We start from the raw sequence: 17,816 nt of genomic DNA on the forward strand, positions 1-17,816 counted from the left end.
TTCTTTTTGCCCGCCGCCATGCCTCTCCCAGCGCCAAACGCCGCACAGCCTGGACCTTCCCGGCTGGGATCGAGCCGGCGGCTTGGCTAAACTGCAGCTTTCTCCAGCCTCCGAGATCACCATGGGCCTTTTCCGCCTCCTGTTCTGGATCGCCCTGATCGCCATCGCGTTCTGGCTCTGGCGTCGCTTTACCCGTCCCACTCCGCGCCAGCAGCAACGTCCGCAGGACGAGCCGAGCGCATCGCCGATGGTCCGCTGCGCCCATTGCGGCGTCCACGTGCCGCAGACCAACGCCCTCGCCCACGAACAACGCTGGTATTGCAGCCAGGCGCACCTGCGCCAGGACCAGGGCGACCGTGCGCGCTGAACGGCTACGGCTGAGCGAGGAGCAGGGGCAACGCATCCTCCGTCTGTACCACCTGTACCGCCTGACCATCGGCCTGGTACTGGTCCTGCTGATCTCCAGCGAACTGGAAGATCAGGTCCTCAAGCTCGTCCACCCTGAACTGTTCCATGTCGGCAGTTGGTGCTACCTGGTCTTCAACATCCTGGTCGCGCTGTTCCTGCCACCGTCGCGGCAATTGCTGCCGATCTTCATCCTCGCGCTCACCGACGTGCTGATGCTTTGCGGCCTGTTCTACGCAGGTGGCGGCGTACCCAGCGGCATCGGCAGCCTGCTGGTGGTGGCGGTGGCCATTGCCAACATCCTGCTGCGCGGGCGCATCGGCCTGGTCATCGCGGCGGCGGCCAGCCTCGGCCTGCTCTACCTGACCTTCTTCCTCAGCCTGAGCAGTCCGGACGCCACCAACCACTACGTCCAGGCCGGCGGCCTCGGCACCCTGTGCTTCGCCGCCGCGCTGGTGATCCAGGCTCTGGTGCGGCGCCAGGAGCAGACCGAAACGCTGGCCGAAGAACGCGCCGAGACGGTCGCCAACCTGGAGGAACTCAACGCATTGATCCTGCAGCGCATGCGCACCGGCATCCTCGTGGTCGATAGCCGTCAGGCCATCCTCCTCGCCAACCAGGCCGCCCTCGGCCTGCTCAGGCAGGACGACGTGCAGGGCGCCAGCCTCGGCCGCCACAGCCCGATGCTGATGCACTGCATGAAGCAATGGCGCCTGAATCCCAGCCTCCGTCCGCCGACGCTCAAGGTGGTGCCGGACGGCCCGACGGTGCAACCCAGCTTTATCAGCCTCAACCGCGAAGACGACCAGCACGTGCTGATCTTCCTCGAAGACATTTCGCAGATCGCCCAGCAGGCGCAGCAGATGAAGCTGGCCGGTCTCGGCCGCCTGACCGCCGGCATCGCCCATGAGATCCGCAACCCGCTGGGCGCGATCAGCCACGCCGCCCAACTGCTGCAGGAGTCAGAGGAACTGGATGCCCCGGACCGACGGCTGACGCAGATCATCCAGGACCAGTCGAAGCGGATGAACCTGGTCATCGAGAACGTCCTGCAGCTCTCCCGTCGCCGCCAGGCCGAACCGCAGCAGCTCGACCTGAAGGAGTGGCTTCAGCGGTTCGTCGACGAATATCCCGGCAGGCTGCGCAACGACAGCGAACTGCACCTGCAGCTCGGTGCCGGCGACATCCAGACCCGCATGGACCCACACCAGTTGAACCAGGTGCTGAGCAACCTGGTGCAGAACGGTCTTCGCTACAGCGCCCAGGCGCACGGGCGCGGCCAGGTCTGGCTGAGCCTCGCGCGCGACCCGGAGAGCGACCTGCCGGTGCTGGAAGTCATCGACGACGGTCCCGGCGTACCGGCGGACAAACTGAACAACCTGTTCGAACCCTTCTTTACTACAGAAAGCAAAGGCACCGGCCTGGGCCTCTATCTCTCCCGCGAACTCTGCGAGAGCAACCAGGCACGGATCGACTACCGCAATCGCGAGGAAGGCGGCGGCTGCTTCCGCATCACCTTCGCCCACCCGCGCAAACTCAGCTGACGGAAGCCGCACGCATGAGCCGACAAAAAGCCCTGATCGTCGACGATGAACCGGATATCCGCGAACTGCTGGAAATCACTCTCGGCCGCATGAAGCTGGACACCCGCAGCGCCCGCAACGTCAAGGAAGCCCGCGAGTTGCTGGCCCGCGAGCCGTTCGACCTGTGCCTCACCGACATGCGCCTGCCGGACGGCAGCGGCCTCGATCTGGTCCAGTACATCCAGCAGCGCCATCCACAGACCCCGGTGGCCATGATCACCGCGTACGGCAGCCTGGACACCGCGATCCAGGCGCTCAAGGCCGGTGCCTTCGACTTCCTCACCAAACCGGTCGACCTCGGTCGCTTGCGGGAGCTGGTGGCAACCGCCCTGCGCTTGCGCAACCCGGAAGCCGAGGAAGCGCCGGTGGACAACCGCCTGCTCGGCGAGTCGCCGCCGATGCGCGCCCTGCGCAACCAGATCGGCAAGCTGGCGCGCAGCCAGGCGCCGGTCTACATCAGTGGCGAGTCCGGCAGCGGCAAGGAACTGGTGGCGCGCCTGATCCACGAGCAGGGCCCACGTATCGAGCGGCCGTTCGTGCCGGTGAACTGCGGCGCGATTCCCTCCGAGCTGATGGAAAGCGAGTTCTTCGGCCACAAGAAAGGCAGCTTCACTGGCGCTATCGAAGACAAGCAGGGCCTGTTCCAGGCCGCCAGCGGCGGCACCCTGTTCCTCGACGAAGTCGCCGACCTGCCGATGGCCATGCAGGTCAAACTGCTCCGGGCGATCCAGGAAAAGGCCGTGCGCGCGGTCGGCGGCCAGCAGGAGGTCGCCGTCGACGTGCGCATCCTCTGCGCCACCCACAAGGACCTCGCCGCCGAAGTCGGCGCCGGGCGCTTCCGCCAGGACCTCTACTACCGCCTCAACGTCATCGAGCTGCGCGTACCACCGCTGCGCGAACGCCGCGAGGACATCCCGCTGCTCGCCGATCGCATCCTCAAGCGCCTGGCCGGCGACACCGGCCTGCCGGCCGCCAGGCTGACCGGCGACGCACAGGAGAAGCTGAAGAACTACCGCTTCCCGGGCAACGTCCGCGAGCTGGAAAACATGCTGGAGCGCGCCTATACCCTGTGCGAAGACGACCAGATCCAGCCTCACGACCTGCGCCTGGCCGATGCGCCGGGTGCCAGCCAGGAAGGCGCGGCGAGCCTGAGCGAAATCGACAACCTCGAGGACTACCTGGAAGATATCGAGCGCAAGCTGATCATGCAGGCACTCGAGGAGACCCGCTGGAACCGCACCGCCGCGGCCCAGCGCCTGGGCCTGACGTTCCGCTCGATGCGCTACCGCCTGAAAAAGCTGGGCATCGACTGAAAGTGAAAAGGCCTGTCCGAAGACAGGCCTTTTGGTTTTCGCTCCTCAGAGGCGACCAGCCGGGGCGTAGGGGGCCGGGTCGATGATCGGTTCCCGCCCGCTCATGAGATCCGCCAGCAGACGGCACGACGCCGGCGCCAGGACCAGCCCGTTGCGGTAGTGCCCGGTATTCAGCCAGAGCCCGTCGAAGCCAGGCACCGGACCGATATAGGGGATACCTTCGGGAGAGCCCGGGCGCAACCCTGCCCAGTGGGCCACCGGCTGCATGTCCGCCAGTTCCGGCAACAGTTCTGCCGCAGACGCCCTGAGGCTTTCCAGCGCCTCGTCGGTCGGCGTCTTGTCGAAGCCCGAATGTTCCAAGGTGCTGCCGATCAGGATGTGGCCGTCGCGCCGCGGAATCGCGTAGCGCCCCTTGGCCAGCACCATGCGCGGCAGGAAATCCGCCGCGCACTTGTAGAGGATCATCTGCCCTTTCACCGGTACCACGGGCAGTTCCAGGCCAAGCGGCTTCAACAACTCGCCGCTCCAGGCGCCCGCCGCCAGCAGCACCTTGTCGCCACGGATCTCGCCACGCGAGGTCGCCACGCCGACCACTCGATCGCCGTCGCGCAACCAGCCGCGCACCTCCGTCTGTTCATGCAACTCGAGATTGGCGAATTGTTGCAGGGATGCCCGCAATGAGCGCGCCAGGCGAGGATTGCGCACATTGGCCACGCCCGACATGTAGACCGCCCGCTGGAAGCCCGCGCCCAGCCCGGGCACCGCCGCGTAGGCCTCCTCGATCGGCACTTCCTTCAACGGCCGGGTGTGGTTGCGTGCCCACTGCAGTGCCTCGATCTGGTCGTCCAGGTCCAGCCAGTACAGGCCAACGGTATGGACCTCGGGATCGAGCCCAGTCTCGTCGAGCAAACGCTGCCCCAGGGCCGGGTAGAAGTCCTGCGACCAGTGCGCCAGGGCGGTCACCGCCGGGCTGTAGCGCCACGGATAGAGCGGCGAGACGATCCCGCCCCCCGCCCAGGATGCCTCACGCCCACTCTCGCCCCGCTCCACCAGGGTCACCCGCAGTCCGGCGAGCGCCAGCTCCCGGGCGGTCAACAGGCCGATGACACCAGCGCCTACCACTACTACATCTCTACTCACCACAGGGCTCCTACCGATTTGCCAGGAACAGAGAAATATCACTCAAAGGGATCAGATGCTGACGAATTGCCTGCTTCAACGAACTTAGTCGAATCTGTCCCGGTGAAAAGCCCATCATACCCGCAGAGGTATTCATCCCATGAAATCGAGCGGCTTCAACTTGGTCGAACTATCGATAGTCCTATTGATCCTTGCGATAGGCCTGACAATTGCGCTGCCCACCCTCCACGACAGAGTGAAGCGGGACATTAGCCGTGCTACTCGTGACAGCCTGACTAGTCATCTGATGGCTGCGCGGGCTAGCAGCATACAGAACGGCGTGATCATCGAGGTCTGCGGTAGCGGTGACGGCAGTACCTGCAGCGAGGAATGGCATCTCGGCTGGTTCAGCCGTAACGACAGGAGCCAACAGATACTGGCCCGGCATGAAAATACGAGTCGCACCGATATTCATTGGCGGGGCTTCGACAAGCGACTGCGCTACCTGCCTAATGGCACCAGCCCTACAGGTAACGGGCGTTTCTTCGAATGTAAGGACGATCGCATCGAGTGGCAATTGGTGCTCAATCGGCAAGGCCGCCTCAGGGTGGCGGGAAAGAGCGAAAATAAAAAGCTCTCTTACCTGTGCTCCAGGCGGTGAGAGAACTGTTTCACATACCGTTTGCCAGTCATCCCACTCTCCGCTCCGGCTGTCTCTGCTACAGGGACAATGCGCTCTCCACTAGGCAAGATTATCTGGCCCTTTTCCTTGTGGAGTACTGCATGCGCTCTATTTGTCGCAGCGCCGGCTTTTCCCTGATCGAGTTGATGATGGTGTTGGTTCTGGTCGCCATATTCGCCAGCATTGCCGTACCCAGTTTCAACGCCTTGATCGAGCGCAACCGAATCCAGACTGCCAGCGAGGAACTCTACAGCCTGCTTCAGTACGCTCGCAGCGAAGCTGTAAACCGTCATGCCAATGTGAGCATCAGGGCGACGCAGAACAATGACTGGGCAAAAGGCCTGGAAATCATCAGCGGCGCGACCACCGTGCAAAAGCACCAAGGTTTCCAGCAGGTCTCGCTATCCGCCAGCAGTGCGACTGCGGAGCTGACCTTCAACGCTACCGGCACACTTAGCAACCAGGCTGCAAACATTGACATAAAGGTCTGCTTCGCCGGTGACAAAAGTACAGGACGTCTGCTTACCGTTCAGCCCAGTGGACGCGTGATCCTGTACCCATCTTCAAAGCAACCGGACAGCTGTAACTGAGGAAAGCCCATGTCTCGAGAAACGGGTTTCAGCATGATCGAAGTACTGGTTGCTCTGGTGCTGATCAGCATTGGCGTACTGGGCATGGTTGCCATGCAAGGGCGCACGATCCAGTACACGCAGGAGTCGGTACAACGCAATGCCGCAGCAATGCTTGCTAGCGACCTGATGGAAATAATGCGTGCGGACCCAGATGCCGTACTCAATCTACGCGCCCAACTACGCGAAGACTCGGTCTACTACAAGGCCAAGGGCAGCGACTTTCCCGCAGCCCCAGCGCGCTGCGCGCCATTGCCAGCAGATGCTAAGGAACGTCTCGGCTGCTGGGCCCAACAGGCCTCGAAAGACTTGCCGGGAGCCTCCGCACTCTTGAATAGCCAATTCTACATTTGTCGCAGCCCAACCCCGGGTACCTGCGACAACACCAAAGGCTCGGCCATCGAAATCCAGGTTGCCTGGCGAGCCATGGATGGAGCGTGTTTCAACGCCTCTGACTCCACCTTGTGCACCTACAGCGTCCGCTCCGAATTGTGAGAACAAGCATGCTCTTCAGCAAAATGCAGAAAGGCCTATCGATGGTAGAACTGCTCGTGGCACTCGCTATAAGCAGCTTCCTGATCCTGGGGATCAGCCAGATCTACATCGACAACAAACGCAACTATCTTTTCCAGCAAGGCCAGGCCGGCAACCAGGAAAATAGCCGCTTCGTTCTTATGCTGCTGCAGCAACAACTGGATAAGACAGCCTATCGTCGCCTTCACGACGACAACATGGAGAATGCTTTCAAATCCGCGACATTCAATGGCTGTCGTGCATTTGTGGCTGGCGAGACTATCGCTGCGGCAACTGCCCTCAAGGCGGGTGAGTACGGTGTCTGCTTGCGCTATCAACCCGCCTACAAAGGGGAGCATGATTGCCTCGGTAATGAAATTACCGGAGTTCCGGAAAAGCCCTTCACAAATACTCCCCCTGTCGTCGTTCGCCTGGTCTACCTACCGAGCGCCGGTACCCTGAGTTGCAGTCGTCCCGATATCGCCCAGTCGAAATCGGGAGAATTGGTCAGTGGTCTCACAGACTTCCGCTTGGAAGCGGGGGTCGGGCCAGCAGATCGTAGCGAACGCAAAGTATCCAGCTTCGTCGCACTACAGGATGTCGCCGGTCGTCCTATCCGAGCATTGCGCTTCTCAATCCTGGCAGGCAGCGACAATACAAGCCTGCGCACAGGAGATGATAGCCAGGCACGCGATCGCTGGATCGTCCTTTATCCCGAGAGCAAAAGCGCCATCGAGGCCGCAGACAAAGGCCAGATTTACCAAATAGCGCGTGGTAACCAAACCATCAGGAATCTCATGCCATGACCCTGCGCCATACCTCTCGACAGCAGGGATCCACGTTGTTGATCTCGCTGGTTATCTTGTTGATGATCACGCTCCTCGCCGTTTCCAACATGCGCGAGGTGTCACTGGAAAGCCGTATCACCGGCAATCTCATCGAACAGAAGCGCCTGCGCAATGCGGGCGAAGCTGGGCTACGCGAAGGTGAACGACGCTTTTTCAATACCATCAAGCCCCCAGAGGTCGGCAGCGGATGCGCCGATAGCAATGTCAAACGGCCTTGCATACTGAACCTGAGTGCCCTCTCCGTACCCCGAGATGACGTGCACAACAATCCGGTGGCAGCCCTGAACGGCAAGACAGATAACGCCAATTCACGTGTCTGGATGCCCTACCGAGGCAGCGATCTGAATAACCCTACGCAGATCGACAAAGACCGCGCAGTCACCTGGCAGACCATCACGGTGCCCGCTGGCGAACAGAACAACGAAGCGGAAAATCCCGAGTACGGCAACATGATGCGCGGGGTCGGCACGTTCTACTACGAAACCAACAGCCGCGCCCTCAACAAGGCGGGCGGAGAGACTGTTCTACAGGCCGTTCATGCACGCCTGTATACCAACTGACTGGAGCCAGCGCATGATCCACCAGATTACCCGCGCAGGAAAAAGCCTGCTGGCTGCAGGTTGCACCCTGAGCATCCTGTTCGCCTCTGACAGTTATGCCGCCACGGCCCTGAATGTCAGCCAGCAACCCCTGTTCCTAACCCAGGGCGTTGCTCCCAACCTGCTGTTCACTCTAGATGACTCAGGCAGTATGGCCTGGGCTTACGTGCCCGACGGTATTAGCGGGAATAGCGGCAGAGCGGGACGTTCCAGCGATTACAACGCACTGTACTACAACCCCGACTATGCTTACCAAGTGCCCAAGAAATTGACACTGTCAGGCGATCAGATCATCGTTTCCGACTATCCAGTGCCACGCTTCACAGCAGCCTGGCAGGATGGCTACGCCCAAGGCTCCACCACCAACCTGAGCAATAACTATCGCCCTCAATGGGGAACCGGCTGGCTTGGTTGCATCGATAGCAGCTGCAATACCGGGAGAGCTTATTACTATACTTATAAGGTAAGCGCTAGCTGCCCTGCACAGCCGGTGAGCAGCTCCAACTCCTGTTATACCTACAATGCTCTTCCTACCAGTCAGGAAAGCAACTTTGCGATATGGTACTCCTACTATCGCAACCGCATCCTGGCCACAAAGACCGCTGCCAACCTGGCCTTTTACAGCCTGCCGGAAAACGTGCGTCTCACTTGGGGGGCCCTGAACACCTGTAGCATCGGCGCCAACAGCAGAAGCTGCCAAAACAATGCCCTGCTCCAATTCAACAAGCAGCACAAAATCAATTTCTTCAATTGGCTGGCGAACAGCCCGGCCAGCGGCGGTACTCCTCTGCATGCGGCTCTTGACCGAGCCGGACGCTTCTTGCAAACCAACGGCACAGCTTATACCACCGAAGACGGAAAGACATATTCCTGCCGGGCCAGCTATCACATCATGATGACCGACGGTATCTGGAACGGTCGGAACGTCACCCCCGGCAATCTCGACAACCAGAACCAGACCTTTCCTGATAGCACCCTCTATAGGCCACAGCCCCCTTATGCCGACAGCAATGCCAGCTCATTGGCTGACCTGGCTTTCAAATACTGGACCACAGACTTACGTCCCAGCATCGACAATGACCTGAAGCCTTTCATGGCCTACAAGAGTGGGGACGATTCCAAGGATTACTGGGACCCTCGCAACAACCCAGCCACTTGGCAACACATGGTCAACTTTACTGTTGGCCTAGGTCTTTCCTATTCGCTCACATTGAACTCTGCACCAACTTGGACAGGCAGCACCTTTGGCAACTACGAGGAGTTGATGGCTGGAAGCAAGGCTTGGCCCAGCGTCGGTAACGACGCCGCACCCGGTAACGTCTACGACCTCTGGCATGCAGCTATCAACTCTCGTGGAGACTTCTTTAGCGCGGAATCACCGGACTCTCTGGTTCAGGCTTTCAATAAGATCCTGACACGGATTTCCGAGCGCAACACCTCCTCCTCCAAACCAGCAATGACTTCCGCGCTGCAGGATGACGGAACCGGCGACAAGCTGATCCGCTACAGCTACCAGTCCAGCTTTGCCAGTGACAAGAACTGGGCGGGCGACCTTATACGTTACAAGGTGGAGTCGACTTCCACCGGTTCGACCAAAACCCAGGAATGGAGCGCCGGCGCACTGCTGGACAACCGAGCTCCCGCTACCCGTAATATTTACATCGCCAGCAATAGCGGAACCAACCGCCTTAAGCCTTTCACATGGAGCAATATTGAGGGAAGTCAGTTAGCCACTTGGCTGAACCGCAACCCGGACAAGGACAATCAGGCCGACACCAAAGGAGCACAGCGGGTCGACTTCATCCGTGGCCAGCAGAATATGGATGGATTCCGGCAACGACAGGCGGTGTTAGGGGACATCGTGCACTCGTCTCCAGCCGTGGTCGGACCGGCCCAATACCTCACTTATCTGGCCAACCCCATCGAACCCAGCGGCGACTACGGCACATTCAAGACAGAGGCAGACCAGCGCAGCCCTAGAGTTTATGTTGGATCCAACGATGGCATGTTGCATGGTTTCAACATCAAAACCGGCGTGGAAGAGTTCGCTTTCATCCCTACAGCAGTATTCGAAAAGCTTAACAAGCTTACCGGCATCAGCTACCAGGGCGGTGCCCACCAATATTTCGTCGACGCTACACCGGTCGTCAGCGATGCCTTTTTCGATGGAGCTTGGCACACTGTTCTGATCGGAACGCTTGGTGCTGGAGGTCGCGGCCTGTTCGCACTCGATGTAACCAAGCCGGACGATGTCAAGCTGCTTTGGGAATACGATAGCAGTACCGACTCGGACCTTGGTTACACCTTCTCCAAACCTACCGTAGCCAGACTGCACAGCGGACAATGGGCAGTAGTTACCGGCAACGGCTATGGAAGCGATAATGACAAGGCAGCTTTACTGCTGATTGATTTGAAAAAGGGAACGCTGATCAAGAAGCTGGAAGTCCAAAGCGAGCGCGGAATAGCCAATGGCCTATCGACGCCTCGCCTGGCTGATAACAACAGCGATGGCATTGCTGACTACGCCTATGCTGGCGATCTGCAGGGAAATATCTGGCGCTTCGATTTGATCGGCAATACCCGCAACGACGACCCAGACACAAATACCTCTATCAATCCCTTCAAGCCCGGAGATGTAGATCCTTCTGCTTTCAGAGTATCGTTCAGCGGCGCCCCGCTTTTCCGTGCTCGCGCCGACAACAATACTCGTCAGCCCATCACGGCTCCGCCTACCTTGGTACGCCATCCTAGCCGTAAGGGCTACATCGTCATCGTAGGTACAGGAAAATACTTCGAGGACGATGACGCTCAGGCCGATACCAGCCGAGCCATGACGCTCTATGGTATCTGGGATCGCCAGACCAAGGGCGAAAGCGCAAACAGTACCCCAACCATCGACCGCAACGCCCTCACAGCCCAAACCATGACAACAGAGGCGAACTCCACATTCGGTAGCGTGAACAGGAATATTCGGCTTATTAGCCAAAACCCGGTGAAGTGGTACAAAGACGGAGCAACCGGTACCGCGAACTCGGATGTGGCTAGCTATGGCTGGCGACTGAATCTGGAGGTCAATAGCAGCAAGAAAGGCGAAATGATGATCGAAGATATGTTCGCTGCCGGCCAAGTGCTTCTATTGCAGACCTTGACACCGAACGACGACCCTTGTGACAGCGGCTCTACCAGCTGGACCTACGGCCTCAATCCATATACTGGCGGACGTACCAGTTTCACCGTCTTCGATCTCAAACGTGCGGGTATAGTGGACTCTGGCTCGGACTACAACGGCTCGGTCGTATCCGCCTTCCAACAGGATGGACTAGGTGGCTTGGCCATTACCCAGAACGAACAGCGTCAATCCGAGGCTTGCACTGGTGATGAGTGCATCATCTTCAACCCCAGCGACAAGAGTAACGGACGACAAACCTGGCGGGTCGTCGAGGAGAAATGAACATGAACCCCTTACGTCTTCTCGCCACAGCTCTTGCAGCTCTAGCTCTGGCTTGCCCAACCTTTGCCTTGAGTGCCACGAATACGTTCGAGAATGTGGGCGTGGTCGAGGATGTTCATCCTGCCGCCGGTCTGGTAGTAGTCGATGGGCAGACATATCGCTTGCCCAACCGTGTCCAACAACAGGACTCGCCGGTCATATTCTTGGTACGTCAGGGACAGACAGTGTCTTTCTCCGGCAAACTCACCAGCGACCTGCCAGAAATCGAGTCGTTCTACATTATCAAGCAGGCCCCTCTCGTTCCCTTCGGATCGGAGCAGCAACAATGAAGTCGAACAGAGGCTTCACTCTCATCGAGTTGATGATCGTCGTAGTAATCATCGCTATTCTTGCTGGTATCGCCTACCCCAGCTACGACGAATACGTGAAGCGCGGGAATCGCACCGAAGGACAGGCATTACTCAGCGAAGCAGCCGCTACTCAAGAGCGCTATTTTTCACAGAACAATACTTATATCACTACCCAAGCCGACATCGGCAAGCTGCATATGCGCAACACATCGGGCACCACAGTGAAGTCCTCCACAGGCAAATACAGCCTTACCGTCGATACGGTAGCCAACGACGGAGGTTATCGCCTTATCGCCAACCAGGCATTCAACGATCTTGATTGTGGCAACCTGACCTTGACCGCCAACGGCGAGAAAGGCCGGACTGGAAGCAAGAAGAGCGTTGCAGAATGCTGGCGCTAAAGCGCCGAAACAAGAAAAAGGCAAAGCCCGGCATAAGCCGGGCTTTTTCAGGTGCGCAAAAATTCCGATTACAAAGCCTTGACCCGCAGTTCCTTGGGCATCGAGAAGGTAATGTTCTCCTCCCGTCCCTCCAGTTCCTGCTCTTCCGACGCCCCCCACTCACGTAGCTGGGCGATCACTCCGCGCACCAGCACTTCCGGCGCGGAGGCGCCTGCGGTGATTCCGATGCGACGCACACCGTCGAACCAGCCGCGTTGCATGTCCTCGGCGCCGTCGATCAGGTAGGCCGGCGTGCCCATCCGCTCGGCGAGTTCGCGCAGGCGGTTGGAGTTGGAACTGTTGGGGCTGCCCACCACCAGGACCATGTCGCACTGGTCGGCCAGTTCCTTCACGGCATCCTGGCGGTTCTGGGTGGCATAGCAGATGTCGTTCTTGCGCGGCCCCTGGATCTGCGGGAACTTGGCGCGCAGGGCATCGATGACCTTCGAGGTGTCGTCCATCGACAGGGTGGTCTGGGTCACGTAGTGCAGGGCTTCGGGCTTGCGCACCTCCAGCGCGGCGACGTCGGCCTCGTCCTCCACCAGGTAGATGGCACCGCCGTTGCTGGCATCGTACTGGCCCATGGTGCCTTCCACCTCGGGGTGGCCTTCATGCCCGATCAGCACGCATTCGTGGCCGTCGCGGCTGTAGCGCACCACTTCCATGTGCACCTTGGTCACCAGCGGGCAGGTCGCGTCGAAAACCTTCAGGCCGCGCCCCTCGGCTTCCTTGCGGACCGCCTGGGAAACGCCGTGGGCGCTGAAGATGACGATGACGTTGTCCGGCACCTGATCGAGTTCCTCGACGAAGATGGCGCCGCGCTGGCGCAGGTTGTCCACGACGAACTTGTTGTGCACCACCTCGTGACGCACGTAGATCGGCGGGCCGAAGACATCGAGGGCACGGTTGACGATCTCGATGGCGCGATCCACGCCGGCGCAGAAGCCGCGGGGATTGGCGAGTTTGATTTGCATGGCGGTCTCGTGGGCGACGCGGTGATTGGACGAATGAACCTTGCTACCGCCCTCCCCGCTTGGGAAGGGCGCAGCGACCGACGGTTCAGGCCGGCTGGACGTCAATGATCTCGACTTCGAAGGCCAGGGTCTTGCCGGCCAGCGGATGATTGAAGTCGACGGTCACCTGCTGCTCATCGAACGCCTTGACCACGCCCGGCAGTTCGGTCTTGGCCGCGTCGTTGAAGATCACCAGCAGGCCCTCGGCCAGCTCCATGTCCTGGAACTGGTCGCGCGGCATGATCTGCACGTTCTGCGGATTCGGCTGGCCGAAGCCCTGTTCGGGAAGAATGCTCAGGGTGCGCTTGTCGCCAGCCTTCAAGCCGAACAGCGCCTGTTCGAAGCCCGGCAGCAGGTTGCCGTCGCCGACCTTGAACGAGGCCGGCTGCTTGTCGAAGGTGCTGTCGACGACGTTGCCGTCCTCCAGCTTGAGGGCGAAATGCAGGGTGACGCGGCTCTCCTGGCCAATGCGGGTCGACTCAGCCATGGGCGGCTTCTCCGGATTTCTTCGATCTGAACATGTCGAGCGCCAGCATGACGGCACCGACGGTGATGGCGCTATCGGCCAGGTTGAACGCCGGGAAGTACCAGCGGTTCTGCCAGTGCACCAGGATGAAGTCCACCACGTGGCCAAGGACCATGCGGTCGTAGAGGTTGCCCAGGGCGCCGCCGAGCACCAGCGCCAGGGCGATGGCCAACCAGGTCTCGCCTTTCTTCAGGCGTTTCAGCCAGACCACCAGGATCGCGCTGACGACGATGGCGATCAGGGCGAACAGCCAGCGCTGCCAGCCCGAGCTGTCGGCCAGGAAGCTGAAGGCGGCACCGGTGTTATAGGCCAGGGTCCAGCTGAACAGATCGGGGATCACCACGATCTGCTGGTACATGCTCAGTTCGGCCTGGAAGAACGCCTTGCTGAGCTGGTCGAGGACGAACACCAGCACGGTGATCCACAACCAGGGCAAGCGCCCGAAACGATCGACGTCAGGCATAGTGGCGAACCTCGCCGCTGCCTTCGATGTTCTCGATGCAGCGACCACACAGGTCAGGATGCGCAGCGTGCTGACCGACGTCCTCGCGATGGTGCCAGCAACGACCGCACTTGGCGTGGGTCGACTTGACCACTTTCAGCTTGAGGCCGGCGACTTCGCTGTCCACCGCGTCGGCCGGAGCCGCCGACAGCGGCGCCAGGGTCGCGGTCGAGGTGATCAGGACGAAGCGTAGCTCGTTGCCCAGCTTGGCCAATTGGGCCTGCAGCGCGTCTTCCGCATACAGGGTGACCTCGGCCTGCAGGTTGCCGCCCACGGCCTTGGCCGCGCGCTGGTTCTCCAGCTCCTTGTTGACCGCGGCCTTCACCGCCATGACCTGCTCCCAGTACTGGCGATTCAACGTCACGTCGGCCGGCAATTCGCTGAGGCCGTCGTACCAGGTGGCGAGCATTACCGACTCGGCGCGCTCGCCGGGCAGGAACTTCCAGACTTCCTCGGCGGTGAACGCCAGGATCGGGGCGATCCAGCGTACGAGGGCCTCGGCGATGTGGAACAGTGCGGTCTGACAGGAGCGCCGGGCGACGCTGTTGGCGCCGGTGGTGTACTGGCGGTCCTTGATGATGTCCAGGTAGAACCCGCCCAGCTCCTGTACGCAGAAGTTGTGCACCTTGGAATAGACGTTCCAGAAGCGGTACTCGCGGTACGCCTCTTCGATCTCGCGCTGCAAGAGCAGGGCGCGATCGACCGCCCAGCGATCCAGGGCCAGCATTTCCTGGGGCGGCAGCAGATCCGTGGCCGGATCGAAACCGTTCAGGTTGGACAGCAGGAAGCGCGTGGTATTGCGGATCCGCCGGTAGGCATCGGCGCTGCGCTGGAGAATCTGCTGGGATACCGCGATCTCGCCCGAGTAATCGGTCGAGGCTACCCACAGGCGCAGGATGTCGGCGCCCAGGGTATCGATGACAGTCTGCGGCACCACGGTATTGCCCAGTGACTTGGACATCTTGCGGCCGGACTCGTCGACGGTGAAACCGTGGGTCAGCAACTGGCGGTACGGCGCATGGTTGTCGATCGCGCAGCCGGTCAGCAGCGAGGAGTGGAACCAGCCGCGGTGCTGGTCGGAACCTTCCAGGTAGAGATCGGCGACCGGGCCGCTGGCATGGCCGATCCGGTGGGAGCCACGCAGCACGTGCCAGTGGGTGGTGCCGGAGTCGAACCAGACGTCCAGGGTGTCGTTGATCTTGTCGTACTGCGCGGCCTCCTCGCCGAGCAACTCGGCGGCGTCGAGCTTGAACCAGGCTTCGATGCCTTCCTTCTCGACTCGCTGCGCGACCTCTTCCATCAGCTCGACGGTGCGTGGATGCAGTTCGCCGCTGGCCTTGTGCAGGAAGAACGGGATCGGTACGCCCCAGTTGCGCTGGCGCGAGATGCACCAGTCGGGACGCCCGGCGATCATTCCGTGCAGGCGCGCCTGGCCCCAGCCCGGGACGAATTCGGTCTGGGTGATGGCTTCCAGCGCTCGCTCGCGCAGGGAAGCACCCTGCCTGGGCTGCTTGTCCATGCCGACGAACCACTGCGCGGTGGCGCGATAGATCAGCGGCGTCTTGTGCCGCCAGCAGTGCATGTAGCTGTGATTGATGGTTTCGTGGGCCAGCAGGCTGCCGACCTCTTCCAGCTTGGCCACCACGTTAGGGTTGGCCTTCCAGATGAACTGGCCGCCGAAGAACGGCAACGAGTCGACGTAGACGCCGTTGCTCTGCACCGGGCTGAGGATGTCGTCGTTGCTCATCCCGTAGCGCTTGCAGGTATAGAAGTCGTCTTCGCCGTAGGCCGGCGACGAGTGGACGATACCGGTGCCGGCATCGAGGGCCACGTAGTCGGCCAGGTAGACCGGCGACAGGCGCTCGTAGAACGGATGGCGGAAGTTGATCAGTTCCAGCGCCTCGCCCTTGGCGGTGGCGACCACCTTGCCCTCGCGCTGGTAGCGCGCCAGGCAGGACTCGACCAGGGCCTCGGCCAGCACCAGGTAGCGATCGCCGGCATCGACCAGCGCGTAGTCGATCTCCGGATGCACGTTCAGCGCCTGGTTGGCCGGGATGGTCCAGGGCGTGGTGGTCCAGATGACGATCTGCGCCGGCTTGTCCAGGGCCGCCAGGCCGAAGGCCGCGGCCAGCTTGTCGGCATCCGCCACCGGGAAGCCGACGTCGATGGTCGGCGACTTCTTGTCGGCGTACTCGACCTCGGCCTCGGCCAGCGCCGAACCACAGTCGAAGCACCAGTTGACCGGCTTCAGGCCCTTGAACACGAAGTCCTGCTTGACCATTTCCGCGAGGGCGCGGATTTCGTTCGCCTCGTTGGCGAAATTCATGGTCTTGTAGGGGTTGTCCCACTCGCCGAGCACGCCCAGGCGGATGAAGTCGGCCTTCTGCCCTTCGATCTGCTCGGCTGCGTATTCGCGGCACAGTTCGCGGGTCTTGTCCGCCGGAAGATTCTTGCCGTGGGTGGTCTCGACCTTGTGCTCGATGGGCAGGCCGTGGCAATCCCAGCCCGGCACATAGGGCGCGTCGTAGCCCGCCAGGGTCTTGGAGCGGACAATGATGTCCTTGAGAATCTTGTTGACCGCGTGACCGATGTGAATGCTGCCGTTGGCGTACGGAGGGCCATCGTGCAGGACGAACTTCGGACGGTCGCCGCCAATGGCCCGCAGCTTCTGGTACAGACCGATGTCGTTCCAGAACTTCAGGGTTTCCGGCTCGCGCTGGGGCAGGCCGGCTTTCATTGGGAAGGCGGTTTCCGGAAGGTTTAGCGTCGCTTTGTAGTCGGTCATCTCAGGGCCTGTTCAGGATCTCTTCAATCAAGCGGTTGGCCCAGCCAGTAGGCCCGGGCGGCGGCGATATCCGCGAGAATCGCCGCCTTGAGTGCCTCCAGGGAGGCAAAACGCTGCTCGTCGCGCAGCTTCTGGTGGAAGGTCACCTGCAGATGCCGGCCGTATAGATCGCCGGCGAAATCGAGCAGGTGCACTTCCAGATGGGGACGGCCGTCGCCGTTCACCGAAGGGCGGGTGCCGATGTTCGCCACCCCCTGGCAACGCTGGCCATCGACCAGCGTACTGACCAGGTAGACCCCGTTCAACGGCGCCTTGCGCCGTTTCAGTTGAATGTTGGCCGTGGGCGAGCCCAGTTGCCGGCCGAGTTTCTGTCCATGCAGGACCCGTCCGCTCAGGCTGAAGGGACGCCCCAGAAGGCGCTCGGCGAGATGCAGGTCGCCCTCGGCCAGGGCCTGGCGGACCCGCGTGCTGCTCACCCGCACGCCGTCCAGTTCGACGGTGGCGGCCGCCTCGACGGTGAACCCCTGCTCGCGACTGGCGTTCACCAGGAAGGCGAAGTCACCGGAGCGGTCGCAGCCGAAACGGAAATCGTCGCCCACTTCAAGGTGCCGCACCGCCAGTCCATCGACCAGGACCTGGCGGACGAACTCGGCTGCCGACAGCTCGCGCAAGCGGCGGTTGAAGGCCAGGCAGAGCACCACGTCGACGCCCTGCCCACGCAGCAACTCGAGTTTCTCGCGCAGGCGGGTCAGACGCACCGGCGCCGAATCGGGGGAGAAGAACTCGCGCGGCTGCGGCTCGAAAATCACCACGCAGCTGGGTACGCCCAGCTCCAGCGAGCGCTCGCGCAGACGCGCCAGGATAGCCTGGTGCCCGAGGTGGACGCCGTCGAAGTTACCGATGGTGGCGACGCAGCCCCCGGCCAGGGGCTGCAGGTTGTGTAGTCCGCGAAGCAGCTGCATAGCACGCTTATTGCTCAGAAAGTGGTCGATTATACGCGTACCGGGCGCCGGACAACAGGCAAAACGGCATGATCCCGCCGCCAGCCCGGACGCGCT

17 protein-coding genes are annotated in these 17,816 nt (G+C 61.2%); 11 read left to right on the plus strand and 6 right to left on the minus strand.

The genetic code is table 11. The annotated features are described in order from the left end of the window. Positions 1 to 121 precede the first annotated feature (121 nt). The 3 genes from VQ067_RS24970 to pilR are packed head-to-tail and all read left to right on the plus strand — an operon-like array spanning position 122 to position 3,301. On the plus strand, positions 122 to 367 hold the full coding sequence (locus VQ067_RS24970; protein ID WP_009316269.1) for a PP0621 family protein: 246 nt from the start codon (positions 122 to 124) through the stop codon (positions 365 to 367). After that, positions 357 to 1,949: a two-component system sensor histidine kinase PilS gene (gene pilS / locus VQ067_RS24975; protein ID WP_003110428.1), complete on the plus strand. Its 1,593-nt coding sequence runs from the start codon at positions 357 to 359 to the stop codon at positions 1,947 to 1,949. Before VQ067_RS24970 ends, pilS begins: the two co-directional genes overlap by 11 nt. 14 nt (positions 1,950 to 1,963) lie before the next feature. After that, positions 1,964 to 3,301, plus strand: coding sequence for a two-component system response regulator PilR (gene pilR / locus VQ067_RS24980; RefSeq protein ID WP_003110427.1), 1,338 nt, complete (start codon positions 1,964 to 1,966; stop codon positions 3,299 to 3,301). A 45-nt stretch (positions 3,302 to 3,346) separates the two neighbouring features. Here pilR and thiO read toward each other — a convergent pair whose 3' ends face one another. Next, positions 3,347 to 4,441, minus strand: a complete 1,095-nt coding sequence (gene thiO / locus VQ067_RS24985; RefSeq protein WP_033991130.1) for a glycine oxidase ThiO — start codon at positions 4,439 to 4,441, stop codon at positions 3,347 to 3,349. Between the two features lie 139 nt (positions 4,442 to 4,580). Between thiO and VQ067_RS24990 the strand changes: the two genes are divergently transcribed. The 8 genes from VQ067_RS24990 to VQ067_RS25025 all read left to right on the plus strand — a co-directional run bounded on the left by VQ067_RS24990 (position 4,581) and on the right by VQ067_RS25025 (position 11,893). Beyond that, on the plus strand, positions 4,581 to 5,081 hold the full coding sequence (locus VQ067_RS24990) for a GspH/FimT family pseudopilin (protein WP_016562346.1): 501 nt from the start codon (positions 4,581 to 4,583) through the stop codon (positions 5,079 to 5,081). A gap of 122 nt (positions 5,082 to 5,203) precedes the next feature. Continuing rightward, positions 5,204 to 5,692: a GspH/FimT family pseudopilin gene (locus tag VQ067_RS24995; RefSeq protein ID WP_003141552.1), complete on the plus strand. Its 489-nt coding sequence runs from the start codon at positions 5,204 to 5,206 to the stop codon at positions 5,690 to 5,692. A gap of 9 nt (positions 5,693 to 5,701) precedes the next feature. Then, on the plus strand, positions 5,702 to 6,226 hold the full coding sequence (gene pilV / locus VQ067_RS25000) for a type IV pilus modification protein PilV (RefSeq protein WP_003116261.1): 525 nt from the start codon (positions 5,702 to 5,704) through the stop codon (positions 6,224 to 6,226). 8 nt (positions 6,227 to 6,234) lie between these two features. Then, positions 6,235 to 7,050 (plus strand): PilW family protein, encoded by an 816-nt coding sequence (locus tag VQ067_RS25005; RefSeq protein ID WP_016254061.1) that lies wholly within the window; start codon positions 6,235 to 6,237, stop codon positions 7,048 to 7,050. After that, positions 7,047 to 7,652, plus strand: a complete 606-nt coding sequence (locus tag VQ067_RS25010) for a pilus assembly PilX family protein (protein ID WP_003116263.1) — start codon at positions 7,047 to 7,049, stop codon at positions 7,650 to 7,652. Before VQ067_RS25005 ends, VQ067_RS25010 begins: the two co-directional genes overlap by 4 nt. A 13-nt stretch (positions 7,653 to 7,665) precedes the next feature. Next, positions 7,666 to 11,142: a pilus assembly protein gene (locus VQ067_RS25015; RefSeq protein WP_023100239.1), complete on the plus strand. Its 3,477-nt coding sequence runs from the start codon at positions 7,666 to 7,668 to the stop codon at positions 11,140 to 11,142. A 2-nt stretch (positions 11,143 to 11,144) separates the two neighbouring features. Then, complete coding sequence (locus VQ067_RS25020; RefSeq protein ID WP_016254060.1) at positions 11,145 to 11,471, plus strand: PilY2 family type 4a fimbrial biogenesis protein; 327 nt, start codon at positions 11,145 to 11,147, stop codon at positions 11,469 to 11,471. Then, the gene (locus VQ067_RS25025) at positions 11,468 to 11,893 is read left to right on the plus strand and encodes a type IV pilin protein (protein WP_003116267.1); all 426 of its coding nucleotides are present in this window, start codon (positions 11,468 to 11,470) and stop codon (positions 11,891 to 11,893) included. Before VQ067_RS25020 ends, VQ067_RS25025 begins: the two co-directional genes overlap by 4 nt. Positions 11,894 to 11,961: 68 nt before the next feature. Here VQ067_RS25025 and ispH read toward each other — a convergent pair whose 3' ends face one another. The 5 genes from ispH to ribF all read right to left on the minus strand — a co-directional run bounded on the left by ispH (position 11,962) and on the right by ribF (position 17,720). Continuing rightward, positions 11,962 to 12,906, minus strand: coding sequence for a 4-hydroxy-3-methylbut-2-enyl diphosphate reductase (ispH, locus tag VQ067_RS25030; RefSeq protein ID WP_003094724.1), 945 nt, complete (start codon positions 12,904 to 12,906; stop codon positions 11,962 to 11,964). Positions 12,907 to 12,991: 85 nt separating this feature from the next. Next, complete coding sequence (fkpB, locus tag VQ067_RS25035; protein ID WP_003102613.1) at positions 12,992 to 13,432, minus strand: FKBP-type peptidyl-prolyl cis-trans isomerase; 441 nt, start codon at positions 13,430 to 13,432, stop codon at positions 12,992 to 12,994. Further along, positions 13,425 to 13,934: a signal peptidase II gene (gene lspA, locus VQ067_RS25040; RefSeq protein ID WP_003110420.1), complete on the minus strand. Its 510-nt coding sequence runs from the start codon at positions 13,932 to 13,934 to the stop codon at positions 13,425 to 13,427. Before lspA ends, fkpB begins: the two co-directional genes overlap by 8 nt. Continuing rightward, positions 13,927 to 16,758 (minus strand): isoleucine--tRNA ligase, encoded by a 2,832-nt coding sequence (ileS, locus tag VQ067_RS25045; protein ID WP_003094730.1) that lies wholly within the window; start codon positions 16,756 to 16,758, stop codon positions 13,927 to 13,929. Before ileS ends, lspA begins: the two co-directional genes overlap by 8 nt. Before the next feature lie 23 nt (positions 16,759 to 16,781). After that, positions 16,782 to 17,720: a bifunctional riboflavin kinase/FAD synthetase gene (ribF, locus tag VQ067_RS25050; RefSeq protein ID WP_003110419.1), complete on the minus strand. Its 939-nt coding sequence runs from the start codon at positions 17,718 to 17,720 to the stop codon at positions 16,782 to 16,784. Positions 17,721 to 17,816 lie beyond the last annotated feature (96 nt).

It is taken from the genome of Pseudomonas sp. KBN12P06040 (genome assembly GCF_037574965.1).
In the GTDB taxonomy this organism is placed as follows: domain Bacteria; phylum Pseudomonadota; class Gammaproteobacteria; order Pseudomonadales; family Pseudomonadaceae; genus Pseudomonas; species Pseudomonas aeruginosa.

Bases quoted from the DNA above. Each gene is read 5' to 3' on its own strand.
- VQ067_RS24970 (WP_009316269.1), top strand. From the start codon at position 122: ATGGGCCTTTTCCGCCTCCTGTTCTGGATCGCCCTGATCGCCATCGCG.
- pilR (WP_003110427.1), top strand. From the start codon at position 1,964: ATGAGCCGACAAAAAGCCCTGATCGTCGACGATGAACCGGATATCCGC.
- VQ067_RS24990 (WP_016562346.1), top strand. From the start codon at position 4,581: ATGAAATCGAGCGGCTTCAACTTGGTCGAACTATCGATAGTCCTATTG.
- VQ067_RS24995 (WP_003141552.1), top strand. From the start codon at position 5,204: ATGCGCTCTATTTGTCGCAGCGCCGGCTTTTCCCTGATCGAGTTGATG.
- pilV (WP_003116261.1), top strand. From the start codon at position 5,702: ATGTCTCGAGAAACGGGTTTCAGCATGATCGAAGTACTGGTTGCTCTG.
- VQ067_RS25005 (WP_016254061.1), top strand. From the start codon at position 6,235: ATGCTCTTCAGCAAAATGCAGAAAGGCCTATCGATGGTAGAACTGCTC.
- VQ067_RS25010 (WP_003116263.1), top strand. From the start codon at position 7,047: ATGACCCTGCGCCATACCTCTCGACAGCAGGGATCCACGTTGTTGATC.
- VQ067_RS25015 (WP_023100239.1), top strand. From the start codon at position 7,666: ATGATCCACCAGATTACCCGCGCAGGAAAAAGCCTGCTGGCTGCAGGT.
- VQ067_RS25020 (WP_016254060.1), top strand. From the start codon at position 11,145: ATGAACCCCTTACGTCTTCTCGCCACAGCTCTTGCAGCTCTAGCTCTG.
- VQ067_RS25025 (WP_003116267.1), top strand. From the start codon at position 11,468: ATGAAGTCGAACAGAGGCTTCACTCTCATCGAGTTGATGATCGTCGTA.
- ispH (WP_003094724.1), bottom strand. From the start codon at position 12,906: ATGCAAATCAAACTCGCCAATCCCCGCGGCTTCTGCGCCGGCGTGGAT.
- fkpB (WP_003102613.1), bottom strand. From the start codon at position 13,432: ATGGCTGAGTCGACCCGCATTGGCCAGGAGAGCCGCGTCACCCTGCAT.
- lspA (WP_003110420.1), bottom strand. From the start codon at position 13,934: ATGCCTGACGTCGATCGTTTCGGGCGCTTGCCCTGGTTGTGGATCACC.
- ileS (WP_003094730.1), bottom strand. From the start codon at position 16,758: ATGACCGACTACAAAGCGACGCTAAACCTTCCGGAAACCGCCTTCCCA.
- ribF (WP_003110419.1), bottom strand. From the start codon at position 17,720: ATGCAGCTGCTTCGCGGACTACACAACCTGCAGCCCCTGGCCGGGGGC.